Source organism: Stenotrophomonas sp. PS02289, assembly GCF_029960115.1.
Lineage (GTDB): Bacteria > Pseudomonadota > Gammaproteobacteria > Xanthomonadales > Xanthomonadaceae > Stenotrophomonas.
Window position 1 is genome coordinate 14,350 of the sequence record NZ_JASCOZ010000046.1, and the last position, 14,370, is coordinate 28,719.

9 protein-coding genes are annotated in these 14,370 nt (G+C 66.8%); 5 read left to right on the forward strand and 4 right to left on the reverse strand.

The genetic code is table 11. The features are described from left to right. Positions 1–41 precede the first annotated feature (41 nt). A complete protein-coding gene (dbpA, locus tag QMX83_RS08745; protein ID WP_282296243.1) occupies positions 42–1,418 on the reverse strand; it encodes an ATP-dependent RNA helicase DbpA in 1,377 nt (458 codons plus the stop codon). Positions 1,419–1,436: 18 nt separating this feature from the next. Further along, the gene (locus tag QMX83_RS08750; protein WP_282296244.1) at positions 1,437–2,516 is read right to left on the reverse strand and encodes a YeiH family protein; all 1,080 of its coding nucleotides are present in this window, start codon (positions 2,514–2,516) and stop codon (positions 1,437–1,439) included. A gap of 104 nt (positions 2,517–2,620) precedes the next feature. On the opposite strand from QMX83_RS08750, the gene QMX83_RS08755 reads away from it, so the two are divergent. Together QMX83_RS08755 and QMX83_RS08760 are read left to right on the forward strand one after the other, a co-directional pair. After that, positions 2,621–3,487: a LysR family transcriptional regulator gene (locus QMX83_RS08755; RefSeq protein ID WP_282296251.1), complete on the forward strand. Its 867-nt coding sequence runs from the start codon at positions 2,621–2,623 to the stop codon at positions 3,485–3,487. A 36-nt stretch (positions 3,488–3,523) separates the two neighbouring features. Beyond that, on the forward strand, positions 3,524–5,410 hold the full coding sequence (locus QMX83_RS08760) for an ATP-binding cassette domain-containing protein (protein WP_282296245.1): 1,887 nt from the start codon (positions 3,524–3,526) through the stop codon (positions 5,408–5,410). A 65-nt stretch (positions 5,411–5,475) separates the two neighbouring features. Here QMX83_RS08760 and QMX83_RS08765 read toward each other — a convergent pair whose 3' ends face one another. Beyond that, the gene (locus tag QMX83_RS08765; RefSeq protein ID WP_282296246.1) at positions 5,476–5,937 is read right to left on the reverse strand and encodes a cytochrome c; all 462 of its coding nucleotides are present in this window, start codon (positions 5,935–5,937) and stop codon (positions 5,476–5,478) included. Between the two features lie 8 nt (positions 5,938–5,945). Continuing rightward, entirely contained in the window at positions 5,946–6,344 is a 399-nt protein-coding gene (locus tag QMX83_RS08770) for a c-type cytochrome (RefSeq protein ID WP_282296247.1), read from the reverse strand. A gap of 203 nt (positions 6,345–6,547) precedes the next feature. Between QMX83_RS08770 and QMX83_RS08775 the strand changes: the two genes are divergently transcribed. The 3 genes from QMX83_RS08775 to QMX83_RS08785 are packed head-to-tail and all read left to right on the forward strand — an operon-like array spanning position 6,548 to position 14,291. Beyond that, the gene (locus QMX83_RS08775; protein ID WP_282296248.1) at positions 6,548–7,690 is read left to right on the forward strand and encodes an efflux RND transporter periplasmic adaptor subunit; all 1,143 of its coding nucleotides are present in this window, start codon (positions 6,548–6,550) and stop codon (positions 7,688–7,690) included. Continuing rightward, positions 7,687–11,199, forward strand: coding sequence for an efflux RND transporter permease subunit (locus QMX83_RS08780; protein ID WP_282296249.1), 3,513 nt, complete (start codon positions 7,687–7,689; stop codon positions 11,197–11,199). The genes QMX83_RS08775 and QMX83_RS08780 overlap by 4 nt, the downstream gene beginning before the upstream one ends. After that, on the forward strand, positions 11,196–14,291 hold the full coding sequence (locus QMX83_RS08785; RefSeq protein WP_282296250.1) for an efflux RND transporter permease subunit: 3,096 nt from the start codon (positions 11,196–11,198) through the stop codon (positions 14,289–14,291). The genes QMX83_RS08780 and QMX83_RS08785 overlap by 4 nt, the downstream gene beginning before the upstream one ends. The last annotated feature ends 79 nt before the right edge of the window (positions 14,292–14,370 follow it).

The window sequence follows — 14,370 nt, forward strand, 5'->3', positions numbered from 1 at the left end:
ACGGTTGCGCCGACCAACGGCCGGCGCAACCCTCGTGCCGATCACATCTTCCGTACGCGGAACCGGCGGCCCTTGATCTTGCCGGCCTCCAGCCGTGCAATCGCCTTGCCGACGTGCTCGCGGGCGATCGCCACATAGGAGCGCGTCGGGTAGATGTCGATCTTGCCGATGACCTTGGCCGACAGACCGGCTTCGCCGGTCAGCGCGCCCAGAATGTCGCCCGGCCGCAGCTTGTCGGTCTTGCCGCCGTCAATGCGCAGGGTCTGCATCGCCGCCTGCGGCAGCACCGCCGGTCGCGCGGTGGCCAGTGGCGTCTTCTGCCAGTCCAGCGGTGAACCCTGCGCGGCTTCGAGCGCATCGGCGCGGTTGCGCTCGCGCCCGGTCACCAGACTGATCGCCAACCCGGTCGCGCCCGCACGGCCGGTGCGGCCGACCCGGTGCTGATAGGTTTCGATATCGGTCGGCAGTTCGTAGTTGATCACGGCGGCCAGGTCCTGCACGTCCAGTCCGCGTGCGGCCACGTCGCTGGCCACCAGCACGTTGCAGCTGCGGTTGGCGAAACGCACCAGCACTTCGTCGCGGTCGCGCTGTTCCATGTCGCCATGCAGCGCCAGCGCGGAGAACCCGAACTGCTGCAGCGAGTTGGCGACTTCATCCACGTCGCGGCGGGTGTTGCAGAACACCACCGCCGATTCCGGGGTGTACTTCAGCAGCAGTCCGGCCAGTGCCTTCTGCTTGCTGCTCAGGTCCACTTCGCAGAACAGGTGACGGATGGCCGGCGCGTGGTCGGCCCCTTCCACCGTCACTTCCGCCGGATCGCGCAGCAGGTCGCGCGCGATCTGGCGGATCTCGTCAGGGAAGGTCGCCGAGAACAGCAGGGTCTGCCGGTCCTTGCTGGTGCGTCCGGCGATCTCGCGGATGGGTTCTTCAAAGCCCATGTCGAGCATGCGGTCAGCTTCGTCCAGCACCAGGGTGGTCACCCCGCCCAGCTTCAGCGCCCGCTTGCGGCCCAGTTCCTGGATCCGGCCGGGCGTGCCGACGACCACATGCGGGTCATGCGCTTCCAGTGAGGCCAGCTGGGGACCCAGCGGCATGCCGCCGGTGAGCACCACCAGTTTCAGGTTGGGAATGCCGGTGGCCAGCTTGCGGATCTGCTTGCCGACCTGGTCGGCCAGTTCGCGGGTCGGACACAGCACCAGCGCCTGCGCGCGGATCACCGCCGGGTCCAGCTTCTGCAGCAGGCCCAGACCGAACGCAGCGGTCTTGCCGCTGCCGGTAGGGGCTTGGGCGATCACGTCGCGGCGCTCGAGGATGGCGGGCAGGCTTTGCGCCTGCACCGGCGTCATGCGGGTATAGCCCAGCGCGTCGATGCCCGCTGCCAGCGAGGCCGACAGGGGCAGTTCGGAGAATTCGTTCATGGCGCATTCTACCCGTGATCACCCCAGCAGCGCCTGCATCCCCAGATTCACCCCCAGCCCGCCCACCAGCAGCCACCCGAACAGCAGCAGTGCCAGCAGCAACGGCTTCATGCCCGCCTGGCGCAAGGCCGACACGTGCGTGGTCAACCCCAGCGCAGCCATGGCCATCGCCAGCAGCAGGGTATCCAGTTGCACCAGCGCATGGACCAGCCCGGGCGGCAGCCACTGCAGCGAATTGAACGCCGCCACCGCGATGAAGCCGAACGCGAACCAGGGCACCACGATCCGTGCGCGCGGTGCGTCGGGTGTGCCGGCAGATCCGCGTGCCAGCAGCAGCGACACCACCAGCAACGCGGGAGCCAGCAGCATCACCCGCACCATCTTGGTGATCACCGCGGTGTCGGCCGCCGCTGGGCTGACCGCACCGCCGGCGGCCACCACCTGGGCCACCTCGTGGATCGTGGATCCGGCAAACAGTCCATAGGCGTGTTCGCTGACCGGCAGCCAGGCATGGCTGAGATTGAGCTGATAGAGCAGGGGCCAGGCGAACATCGCCAGGGTGCCGAACACCACGACGGTCGACACCGCGACCGTCACCTGTTCGGCGCGCGCGCGCAGCACCGGCTCGGCCGCCATCACCGCCGCCGCCCCGCAGATGGCGCTGCCGGCCCCGATCAGCAACGCGCTGCCACGGTCCAGTCCGAACAGGCGCGTTCCCGCCCACCACCCCAGCAGCAACGTGCTGGCAACCACGGTCACGTCCACCAGCGCGCCGACCACGCCGACCTGGCCGATGTCCTGGAAGGTCAGCCGCACGCCGTACAGCACGATGCCTGCACGCAGCAGCCATTGTTTGGAAAAGCCCACGCCGGCTCCCGCGCGGGGCGCAAGCCGGGGATAGAGCGTGTTGCCCAGGCCGATGCCCAGCGCAATCGCCAGGGTCAGCGCGCTCAGGCCGTGCGCCTGCAGCGCGGGTTGCTGGCCGAGCAGCAGGGCCAGCGCGGCCACCGCGGCGGTCAGGGCCAGGCCGGGCAGGCGCGGCAGCCAGCGTTGGCGCAGCGAGCGTGTGGCGGGGGGATGGGCGGTGGTGGTACTCACGGGGCGGACTCACGGAAGGCGATGGCGACAGCGTGGCTCCGCTCCAAGTACCTGTAAAACGACTAATATCTCTATCAATTACCTGAAAAACGGGTTGAATCATGCTGCGTCTGAGTCTGCGGCAATGGCAGGTCCTGGTGGCCGTGGCCGATGCGGGCACCACTACCGCGGCGGGCGACGCGCTCGGCCTGTCCCAGTCGGCGGTCAGCGCCGCGCTGAATGAGCTTGAGCACCAGTTGCCGGCCCCGTTGTTCGACCGGGTCGGTCGTCGCCTGCTGCTCAACGCGCAGGGCCGTGCGCTGCTCGACCCCGCACGGGCACTGCTGCTGGCGGCCACGACCCTCGAGCAGGACGCCGGGGTCGGGCAGGGCGCTGACGCAGAACGCCGCGTGCACCTGCGCTTGGCCGCCAGCACGACCATCGGCAACTACCTGCTGCCCCCGCGCGTGGCCGCACTGCTGGCCGCGCAACCGCGGGCCCGGGTCGAACTGCAGATCGGCAACACTGCCGATGTGGTGGATCAGGTGCAGCGCCTGCAGGTCGACGTGGGGCTGATCGAAGGGCCCTGCCACGAAAGCGGCCTGCAGGTCCGGCCGTGGCAGCGCGACGAGCTGGTGATCGTGGCTGCGGCCGCCAGTTCAGTGCAGGGAAGCGTGGCTGCGCTGCGCCAGGCACGCTGGCTGCTGCGCGAGCCGGGGTCCGGCACGCGCGAGGCGGTCGAGCAGGGCCTGCTGCCGCATCTGCATCATTTCGCCGACAGCATGCAGCTCGGCAGCACCGAGGCGATCAAGCAGGCCGCCGCTGCCGGACTTGGGCTGGCCTGCCTGTCGCGGCACGCCGTGGCCGACCTGCTGGCGCTGGGCACGCTGATCGAGGTGAAGGCCGATCTGCCGCCGCTCTGGCGTCAGTTGTGGACGGTGCAGCATCCGCGCCGTCCGGCCCCTCCCGTGCTGGCGGCGTTGCTGGAATAGGCGACGGCGGTCGGCCGTCCCGCTTACAATGGTGGGATGCCTCTGATTACCCTGCAAAACGTCGACTTCAGCGTCGGCGGCCCGCTGCTGCTGGAAAAAGCCGAATTGTCCATCGAGCCGGGCGAACGCATCGCCCTGATTGGTCGCAACGGTGCCGGCAAGTCCACCCTGCTCAAACTGCTGTCCGGCGACCACAAGCCCGATGACGGTGAAGTCCGCGTGCAGCAGGGGGTGCGGGTTACCCGGCTGGAACAGGAAGTGCCACACGGTGCCGCCGGCAGCGTGTTCGATGTGGTGGCCGATGGTCTCGGCGAACTGGGCCAGTGGCTGGCCGAGTTCCATCACCTCAGCCATGCCGAGGTCTTCGACGGCGACGCGCTGGGCGCGGTGCAGGCCAAAATCGACGCCGCCAATGGCTGGGGCCTGGACCAGCGGGTCGAAGAAACCCTGACCAAGCTGGAACTGGATGGCGAGGCCGAGTTCGGGCGTCTGAGCGGCGGCATGAAGCGCCGCGTGCTGCTGGCACGCGCGCTGGTGTCCGCCCCCGACCTGCTGTTGCTGGACGAGCCGACCAACCACCTGGACATCGAAGCCATCGACTGGCTCGAAGCCTTCCTGAAGAGCTGGAGCGGCAGCGTGGTGTTCGTCACCCACGACCGTCGCTTCCTGCGCGCGCTGGCCACCCGCATCGTCGAGATCGACCGCGGCCAGGTCACCAGCTGGCCGGGCGACTGGGCCAACTACGAGCGTCGCCGCGAAGAGCGACTCAACGCGCAGGCGCAGGAAAACGCCCGCTTCGACAAACTGCTGGCCCAGGAAGAAGTGTGGATCCGGCAGGGCATCAAGGCCCGTCGTACCCGCGACGAAGGCCGCGTGCGTCGCCTCAAGGCGATGCGCAACGAGCGTTCGCAGCGCCGCGAGATGAGCGGCAACGTCAAGATGGAAGCGGCCCAGGCCGAGAATTCCGGCAAGAAGGTGATCGACGTCAAGGACATCTCGTTTGCCTTCGGCGAGCGCTGCATGGTCAAGGACTTCAGCACCACCATCCTGCGTGGCGACCGCATCGGCCTGATCGGTCCCAACGGCAGCGGCAAGACCACGCTGCTCAAGCTGCTGCTGGGTGACCTGACCCCGGACAGCGGCGAAGTCGTGGCCGGCACCAATCTGCAGATCGCTTACTTTGACCAGTACCGCGCGGTGCTGCGCGAAGACTGGACCGCGATCGAAAACGTCGCGGAAGGACGCGACTTCCTCGAGTTCAATGGCAAGCGCAAGCATGTGCATGCCTACCTGCAGGACTTCCTGTTCACGCCCGAACGCGCGCGTGCGCCGATCACCCGCCTGAGCGGTGGCGAGCGCAACCGCCTGCTGCTGGCCAAGCTGTTCGCGCAGCCGTCCAACCTGCTGGTGATGGACGAACCGACCAACGACCTGGACGTGGAAACGCTGGAGCTGCTGGAAGAGCTGCTGGCCGACTACACCGGCACGCTGCTGCTGGTCAGCCACGACCGTGACTTCCTCGACAACGTGGTGACCTCCACCATGGTGATGGAAGGCGACGGCGTGGTGGGTGAGTACGTCGGCGGTTACAGCGACTGGCAGCGTTATGCCGCACAGCGCGCCGCGCAGACCGTTGCGCCGGTGGCAGCCAAACCTGCCGCACCGGTGCAGGCTGCAGCCGTCGCCGCGCCGGCAGCGCCGGCCAAGCGCAAGCTCAGCTTCAAGGATCAGCGCGAGCTGGAGCAGCTGCCGGCGAAGATCGAGCAGCTGGAGAAGGACGTGGAAGGGCTGACCGCCGCCATGAACGACCCGGCGTTCTACCAGCGCAGCGCGCCCGACATGGCCGCGCACACGCAGAAGCTGACCGCCGTGCAGAACGAGCTGGATGCCGCGTACAAGCGGTGGGAAGAACTGGATACCTGACGTAGAGCCACGCCCTGCGTGGCTGCGACCCCGTCAGACACCGCGAAGCCACGCAGGGCGTGGCGCTACTTCAACCCGTGCAGATCCCGCAGCTGGCTCGGTCGCGAACCAAAATACGCGGCCAGATCGGCAATGTCCTGATCGCTGAGGTCCTTGGCCTGCGGCGTCATCAGCGCGTGCTCGCGGTCACCGGCCCGATAGGCCTGCAACGCATGCGCCAGGTAATCGCCATATTGCCCACCCAGCTTGGGGTAGGTCGGGTCGATCGGGTTGTTGCCGTCGGCCCCGTGGCAGTCGATGCAGCTCTGGTTGGTCGCCTTGCCCTTGACCTGGGCACGCGCCTCACCGGCGGCAATACGACCGGCAGGCAAGCCGGCGGATGAGCTGGAGCCGTGTTCGCCACTGGCATGGCCAGGGTCGGCGGCGGAATCTGTGCTGTTCTCAACCTGCGACTGCGAACAGGCAGCCATCAGCAGGGCAACGGACAGAGCGATGGCGTGACGCTTGAAGGGCGCGGCTTTCGTCATGAGCGTGCTTACTTGGCGGTGGACAGGTAAACAGCGAGATCGGCGATCTCCTGTTCGCTGAAACTCATCGACTGCGCCTGCATCGTCGGATGCCGGCGCTTGCCCTGGCGGTACTCGGTCAACGCCTGGGTCAGGTACTGCGCGGACTGCCCGCCGATCTTGGGCACGCGGTAGCTGGGATAGGCGTTCTTGTAGCCGGTGATGCCATGGCAGCCCTGACAGGTGTAGGCCAGGGTGCGCCCGTTGTCGAAATTGCCGCTGGCGGCGACAGGTGCCGGGGCGGCGGCGGCCGGAGCCGGGGCAGCAGGTGGGGCGGGTACGGCAGAAGCAGGTGCGGCCTGGGCGGCAACCCCGAGGGGCAGGAGGACGGCCAGAGCAAGACAAGCGGCGAGCGGCTGCGGGCGCATGATGTCTCCGATAAACGGTTTCTGGTCGTTCCGGCGTGGGGTACGGAACTGTCCCGAGTATAGCCTGCGTTTTCATCTAGCTGAAATCGGAACGTCTGCAAGCCTGACTCCGGTCACCATGACCTTTGGGATATGGTGTTGTCGTGACGTGGTGCAATACTTTGCTACAACACCTGCCCACGCATCTCTTCAGGGACACGACGATGTCGCGAATTTCTCTCCTGCCCGGCCGCACCGGAACCTGTGCCGCGTTGCTGATCACTACCTCTCTGCTCCTGAGCGGCTGCGGTGCCGGGGCTCCCGGCAATGCCGAAGCCTCCGAGGGCAAGGACCCGAAGGCTGAAAAGACCGTCGAAGCGGTGCCGGTCGAGGCGGTGGCCGCCAGCCGCCGCGCAGTCGCGGCAAGCTACACCGGCACGGCCGCGCTCGAGGCACGCGCCGAGTCGCAGGTGGTGGCCAAGACTTCCGGCGTAGCCCTGGCCGTGCTGGTCGAGGAAGGCCAGCAGGTCCGCGCCGGGCAGCCGCTGGTGCGGCTGGACCCTGACCGTGCGCGGCTGGCCGTCGCCCAGAGCGAAGCGCAGATGCGCAAGTTGGAGAACAACTACCAGCGCGCCCAGAAGCTGATCGGCCAGCAGATGGTCAGCGCCGCCGACGTCGACCAGATCCGCTTCGATCTGGAAAACGCCCGCGCCCAGTACCGGCTGGCGACGCTGGAACTGTCCTACACGACGGTGGTGGCCCCAATCTCCGGGGTCATCGCCTCGCGCTCGATCAAGACCGGCAACTTCGTGCAGATCAACACGCCGATCTTCCGCATCGTCGACAACTCGCGCCTGGAAGCCACGCTCAACGTGCCCGAACGTGAGCTGGCCACGCTGCGCCCGGGCCAGCCGGTGACGCTGGTGGCCGATGCGCTGCCCGGCAAGTCGTTCCCGGGCACGGTGGACCGGATCGCCCCGGTGGTGGACGCCGGCAGCGGCACCTTCCGTGTGGTCAGCGGTTTCGGCGAAGATGCCGCCGGTCTGCAGCCGGGCATGTTTGGTCGCATCCGCATCGACTACGACCAGCGTGCCGACGCGCTGGTGGTGCCGCGCCTGGCCCTGCTCGACGATGGCGACCCGGCGGTGTTCCGTGTGCGCGACGGCAAGGTCGCGCGGGTGCCGGTCAAGGTCGGCTACGCCGAAGGCCCCTGGGTGGAAATCCGCGAAGGTCTGGCGGTCGGCGACAAGGTAGTGACCGCCGGCAAGGTGGCGCTGCGTGACGGCACCGCGGTGCAGGTGATCGGTGAGAAGCCGGCCGCCACCGTGGCCAAGGCGGCACCGAAGAAGGCGGAGAACCGTCAATGAGTTCGCCCGGGCATGACCACGGCAGTGAACCGCACCCGGCCCATGATGGCCGGGGCACCGGCGGCGGCCTGGTGGAATTCGCCACCCGCCGTCGCGTCACCATCTTCATGTGCATGCTCACCCTGGTGCTGTTCGGCCTGATCGCGCTGGGCAACCTCAAGGTCAACCTGCTGCCCGATCTGAGCTATCCGACCCTGACGGTGCGCACCGAGTACACCGGCGCGGCGCCGACCGAAATCGAAACCCTGATCACCGAACCGGTCGAAGAGGCCGTGGGCGTGGTCAAGAACCTGCGCAAGCTCAAGTCGGTCTCGCGTACCGGCCAGAGCGACGTGGTGCTGGAGTTTGCGTGGGGCACCAACATGGACCAGGCCAGCCTGGAAGTGCGCGACAAGATGGAAGCGCTGAACCTGCCACTGGAAGCCAAGGCTCCGGTGCTGCTGCGCTTCAATCCGTCCACCGAGCCGATCATGCGCCTGGTGATTGCGGCCAAGGCCGATCCGGCCAGTGACGCCGATGCGGCGCGTCAGCTGACCGCGCTGCGCCGCTATGCCGATGAAGACCTGAAGAAGAAGCTCGAGCCGGTGGCCGGCGTGGCCGCGGTGAAGGTGGGTGGTGGTCTGGAAGACGAGATCCAGGTCGACATCGACCAGCAGAAGCTGGCCCAGCTCAATCTGCCGATCGACAACGTGATCAAGCGGCTCAAGGAAGAGAACATCAACATCTCCGGCGGCCGTCTGGAAGAGGGCTCGCAGCGCTTCCTGGTGCGCACGGTGAATCAGTTCGCCGACCTGGAAGACATCCGCAACCTGCTGGTGACCACCCAGAGCAGCACCGGCAGTGCGGCCGACGCCGCCATGCAGCAGATGTTCGCGATTGCTGCGTCGACCGGCTCGGACGCCGCGATCGCGGCGGCTTCGGCGGCGCAGAGCGCGTCCAGCAGCAGCTCCACCAACATCGCCAATGGCGTGCCGGTGCGACTGAAGGACGTGGCCACCGTTCGCCAGGGCTTCAAGGAGCGCGAGGCGATCATCCGCCTGGGCGGCCGTGAAGCGGTGGAACTGGCCATCTACAAGGAAGGCGATGCCAACACCGTCGCAACGGCGGCGGCATTGCGCACGCGCCTGGAGCAGATCAAGGCGCAGATCCCGGCCGACGCCGAGCTGACCACGATCGAAGACCAGTCGCGCTTCATCGAACACGCGATCAGCGACGTCAAGAAAGACGCCGTGATCGGCGGCCTGCTGGCGATCCTGATCATCTTCCTGTTCCTGCGCGATGGCTGGAGCACGTTTGTGATCAGCCTGTCGTTGCCGGTGTCGATCATCACCACGTTCTTCTTCATGGGTCAGCTGGGCCTGAGCTTGAACGTCATGTCGCTGGGCGGCCTGGCGCTGGCCACCGGCCTGGTGGTGGACGACTCGATCGTGGTGCTGGAAAGCATCGCCAAGGCGCGCGAACGCGGCCTGGGTATTCTGCAGGCGGCCATCGCCGGTACCCGTGAAGTGAGCATGGCGGTGGTCGCCTCCACCCTGACCACCATCGCGGTGTTCCTGCCGCTGGTGTTCGTGGATGGCATTGCCGGCCAGCTGTTCCGCGACCAGGCCCTGACCGTGGCGATTGCGATTGCAATCTCGCTGCTGGTGGCGATGACCCTGATTCCGATGCTGAGCTCGCTGAAGGGGCGTCCGCCGCTGGCGTTCCCGGAAGAGCCTGCGCATGCCGCCTGGCAGCCGCAGAGCCGTTGGTTGAAGCCGGTCGCCGGCAGCCGCCGTGGCCTGGGTGCACTGGTGCGCTGGAGCGTATTCGGGATCGCCTGGGTGATCGTCAAGCTGTGGCGCGGTGTGACCGCTGTGGTCGGTCCGGTGATGCGCAAGGCCAGCGATCTGGCCATGAAGCCCTACGCCGGTGCCGAGCGGGGTTACCTCAAGCTGTTGCCCAGCGCGCTGGCGCACCCGGGCAAGGTGTTGGGACTGGCGGCGCTGGCCTTCGTTGCCACGCTGGCGATGGTGCCGATGCTGGGCGCGGACCTGATTCCGCAGCTGACCCAGGACCGCTTTGAAATGACCGCCAAGCTGCCGGCTGGCACGCCGCTGAAGCAGACCGACGCCCTGGTGCGTGAGCTGCAGCTGGCGCATGCCAAGGATGAGAGCATCGCCTCGCTGTACGGCGTGAGCGGCAGCGGCACCCGCCTGGATGCCAATCCCACTGAAAGCGGCGAGAACATCGGCAAGCTGACCGTGGTGATGGCCGGTGGTGGCAGCGCGAAGACCGAAGCGGAGATCACCGAACGTCTGCGCGACTCAATGAAGGGCCATCCGGGCGTGCAGGTCGACTTTGCCCGCCCGGCACTGTTCAGCTTCTCCACGCCGCTGGAAGTGGAACTGCGCGGCCAGGACATGGCCACGCTGGAGCGGGCTGGCCAGGCGCTGGCGGCGATGCTGCGCAACAACCCGCACTACGCTGACGTCAAGTCGACGGTGGAAGAGGGCTTCCCGGAAATCCAGATCCGCTTCGACCAGGAACGTGCCGGTGCGCTGGGCCTGACCACCCGTCAGATTGCCGACGTGGTGGTCAAGAAAGTGCGCGGCGATGTCGCCACGCGCTACAGCTTCCGCGACCGCAAGATCGACGTGCTGGTGCGTGCCCAGGAAGGTGATCGTGCCAGCGTGGAGAGCATTCGCCGGCTGATCGTCAATCCGGGCAGTTCGCGTCCGGTCACGCTGGATGCGGTGGCCGAAGTGGTCGCCACCAACGGTCCCAGCGAGATCCATCGCGCCGACCAGACCCGCGTGGCGGTGGTCTCGGCCAACCTGCGTGACATCGACCTGGGCGGCGCGGTGCGCGAGGTGCAGGCGATGGTGGCCGAGAATCCGCTGGGTGCCGGCGTCGGCATGCATATCGGCGGACAGGGCGAGGAGCTGGCCGAATCGGCACGTTCGCTGATCTTCGCCTTCGGCCTGGCGATCTTCCTGGTCTACCTGGTGATGGCTTCGCAGTTCGAATCGCTGCTGCACCCGTTCGTCATCCTGTTCACCATTCCGCTGGCGCTGGTCGGTGCGATCCTGGCACTGATGCTGACCGGCAAGCCGATTTCGGTGGTGGTGTTCATCGGCTTGATCCTGCTGGTGGGGTTGGTGACCAAGAACGCGATCATTCTGATCGACAAGGTCAACCAGTTGCGCGAGGCCGGTGTGGCCAAGCACGAAGCGCTGGTGGAAGGGGCGCGCTCACGCCTGCGCCCGATCATCATGACCACGCTGTGCACGCTGTTCGGCTTCCTGCCGCTGGCGGTGGCGATGGGCGAGGGCGCGGAAGTGCGTTCGCCGATGGCGATCACCGTGATCGGCGGCCTGCTGGTCTCCACCCTGCTGACCCTGCTGGTGATTCCGGTGGTGTATGACCTGCTGGACCGTCGCGGCGATGCTTACTACCGCGAACGCGGTCGCCAGCATGCGCATGCGGCAGAAACCGGCAATGGCGGCGAGCCCGCACAGGAGCCGGCATGAGCGTCGCCGAGTTCTCCATCCGCCGTCCCATCACCACCATCATGTGCTTCGTCTCACTGGTGGTGGTGGGGCTGATCGCCGCGTTCCGGCTGCCATTGGAGGCGCTGCCGGACATCTCCGCGCCGTTCCTGTTCGTGCAGGTGCCCTACACCGGCTCGACCCCGGAGGAAGTGGAGCGCACCATCATCCGGCCGACCGAAGAAGCGCTGGCGACAATGACCGGGATCAAGCGCATGCGCTCCCAGGCCACGTCCGAAGGGGCCAGCATCTTCATCGAGTTCACCGACTGGGACCGCGATATCGCCATCGCGGCGTCCGATGCACGCGAGCGCATCGATGCGATCCGCAGCGACCTGCCCGACGACCTGCAGCGCTACAACGTGTTCAAGTGGTCCAGCAGCGACGAGCCGGTGCTCAAGGTGCGGCTGGCCAGCAGCAGCGATCTCACCGGCGCGTACGACATGCTCGACCGCGAGTTCAAGCGGCGCATCGAGCGCATTCCCGGCGTGGCCCGGGTCGAAATCTCGGGCGCACCGCCGAACGAGGTCGAGATCGCCATCAACGCCGACCGCCTGACCGCACACAACCTGAGCATCAATGAATTGAGCGAGCGCCTGCGCACGCTGAACTTCTCGATCTCGGCCGGGCAGATCGACGACAACGGCCAGCGGGTGCGCATCCAGCCGGTCGGTGAGATCACCGACCTGCAGGAACTGCGCGACCTGGTGATCGACACCAAGGGCCTGCGCCTGGGGGATATCGCCGATATCCGGCTCAAGCCCACCCGCATGAGTTACGGACGTCGCCTGGACGGCAATCCCGCGGTAGGCCTGGACATCTACAAAGAGCGCAGCGCCAATCTGGTGGAGGTGTCGCGCGCTGCACTGGCCGAGGTGGAGTCGATCCGCAAACAGCCGTCGATGCGCGACGTCAACATCAAGGTCATCAACAACCAGGGCAAGACGGTGACCTCGTCGCTGCTGGAGCTGGCCGAGGCCGGTGCGGTCGGCCTGCTGCTGTCGGTCACGGTGCTGTTCTTCTTCCTGCGCCACTGGCCCTCCACGCTGATGGTCACCCTGGCCATTCCGATCTGTTTCGTGATCACCCTGGGTTTCATGTATTTCGCCGGGGTCACGCTCAACATCCTGACCATGATGGGCCTGCTGCTGGCGGTCGGCATGCTGGTCGACAATGCCGTGGTGGTGGTGGAGAGCATCTACCAGGAACGCGAGCGCATGCCCGACCAGCCGCGGCTGGCGTCGATCATCGGCACCCGCAACGTGGCCATCGCGCTGAGCGCCGGCACGCTGTGCCACTGCATCGTGTTCGTGCCCAACCTGTTCGGTGAAACCAACAACATCAGCATCTTCATGGCGCAGATCGCGATCACCATCTCGGTGTCGCTGCTGGCCTCGTGGCTGGTGGCGGTGAGCCTGATTCCGATGCTGTCCGCGCGCATGCAGACGCCGAAGCTCGTGCATTCGCAGACCGGCGTCATTGCCCGCCTGCAGCGCCGCTATGCACAGGTGCTGCAATGGACGCTGGAGCACCGTGGCTGGAGCGTGTTCGGCATCATCATGGTGGTGCTGATCAGCCTGGTGCCGATGAAGCTGACCAAGGTCGACATGTTCGGCGGCGAAGGCGGCACCGACGTGTTCATCGGCTACAACTGGAAGGGGGCTTACACCCGCGCGCAGATGTCCGATGAGGTGGCGCGGGTCGAGCAGTACCTGGACCAGAACCGCGAGAAGCTGCACATCACCCAGGTGTACTCCTGGTACAGCGAGCAGGAAGGCAGCAGCACCATCGTCACCCTGGACGAGAAGCACGCCGGCAACATGGCGTCGGTGCAGGAAACCCTGCGCAAAGGCCTGCCGCGTTCCGCACGGGCAGACTACGTGGTCGGCAACCAGGGCGGCGACGGCGGTGGTGGCGGCAGCAACCAGGGCGTGCAGGTGCAGCTGGTGGGCGATTCCACCCAGATGCTGCAGGAGATCGGCGAGGAAGTGGTGCCGTTGCTGGCGCAGCGCAAGGAACTGCGCGACGTGCGCATCGACAACGGCGAGAAGGGCAGCGAGCTGTCGATCCACGTCGACCGTGAGCGTGCAGCCGCGTTTGGTTTCAATGCCGAGCAGGTGGCCAGCTTCGTCGGCCTGGCGCTGCGCGGCGCGCCGATGCGGGAGTTCCGTCGCGGCGACAGCGAAGTGCCGGTATGGGTGCGCTTTGCCGGTGCCGAACAGAGCAGCCCCGAAGACCTGGCCGGTTACACCGTACGCACCGGCGACGGACGCTCGGTGCCGCTGCTGAGCCTGGTGGAGGTCAGCATCAAGCCGTCAGCCACCCGGGTTGGTCGCACCAACCGCCAGACCACGTTGACCATCAAGGCCAACCTGGCTGAGAAGGTGACCGCGCCGGAAGGCCGCAAGGCGATGGAGGAGATCCTCAAGCCGATGAGCTTCCCGGCCGGCTACAACTTCACCTTCGACGGTGGCGATTATGGCGACGACGATGAAGCCATGCAGCAGATGATGTTCAACCTGCTGATCGCGCTGTTGATGATCTACGTAGTGATGGCGGCGGTGTTCGAGTCGCTGCTGTTCCCGGCGGCGATCATGAGCGGCGTGCTGTTCTCGATCTTCGGTGTGTTCTGGCTGTTCTGGATCACCGGCACCGCGTTCGGGATCATGTCCTTCATCGGCATTCTGGTGCTGATGGGCGTCGTGGTGAACAACGGCATCGTGATGATCGAGCACATCAACAACCTGAGACGGCGCGGCATGGCGCGCACCCAGGCGCTGGTGGAAGGCTCGCGCGAACGTCTGCGCCCGATCATGATGACGATGGGCACGGCGATTCTGGCGATGATTCCGATCTCGCTGACCGACACCCAGCTGCTGGGTGACGGCCCGCCGTACTACCCGATGGCGCGGGCGATTGCCGGTGGCCTGGCGTTCTCCACCGTGGTCAGCCTGCTGTTCCTGCCCACGATCTACGCCATGCTCGATGACATGAGCATCGCCGTGGCCCGCATCGTGCGGCGGGCGAGGGGATTGCCGCCGAAGGGCAGCGAAGCGGTGATCGAGCCGGCGTGATGAGGGATTCCGGGGTGGGGGGGGGGGGGGCGCGCCCCCCCCCCCCGCCCCGGGGCGCGCCGGGGGGGTCCCGGCGCCG

Bases quoted from the DNA above. Each gene is read 5' to 3' on its own strand.
- dbpA (WP_282296243.1), bottom strand. From the start codon at position 1,418: ATGAACGAATTCTCCGAACTGCCCCTGTCGGCCTCGCTGGCAGCGGGC.
- QMX83_RS08770 (WP_282296247.1), bottom strand. From the start codon at position 6,344: ATGCGCCCGCAGCCGCTCGCCGCTTGTCTTGCTCTGGCCGTCCTCCTG.
- QMX83_RS08760 (WP_282296245.1), top strand. From the start codon at position 3,524: ATGCCTCTGATTACCCTGCAAAACGTCGACTTCAGCGTCGGCGGCCCG.
- QMX83_RS08785 (WP_282296250.1), top strand. From the start codon at position 11,196: ATGAGCGTCGCCGAGTTCTCCATCCGCCGTCCCATCACCACCATCATG.
- QMX83_RS08765 (WP_282296246.1), bottom strand. From the start codon at position 5,937: ATGACGAAAGCCGCGCCCTTCAAGCGTCACGCCATCGCTCTGTCCGTT.
- QMX83_RS08780 (WP_282296249.1), top strand. From the start codon at position 7,687: ATGAGTTCGCCCGGGCATGACCACGGCAGTGAACCGCACCCGGCCCAT.
- QMX83_RS08775 (WP_282296248.1), top strand. From the start codon at position 6,548: ATGTCGCGAATTTCTCTCCTGCCCGGCCGCACCGGAACCTGTGCCGCG.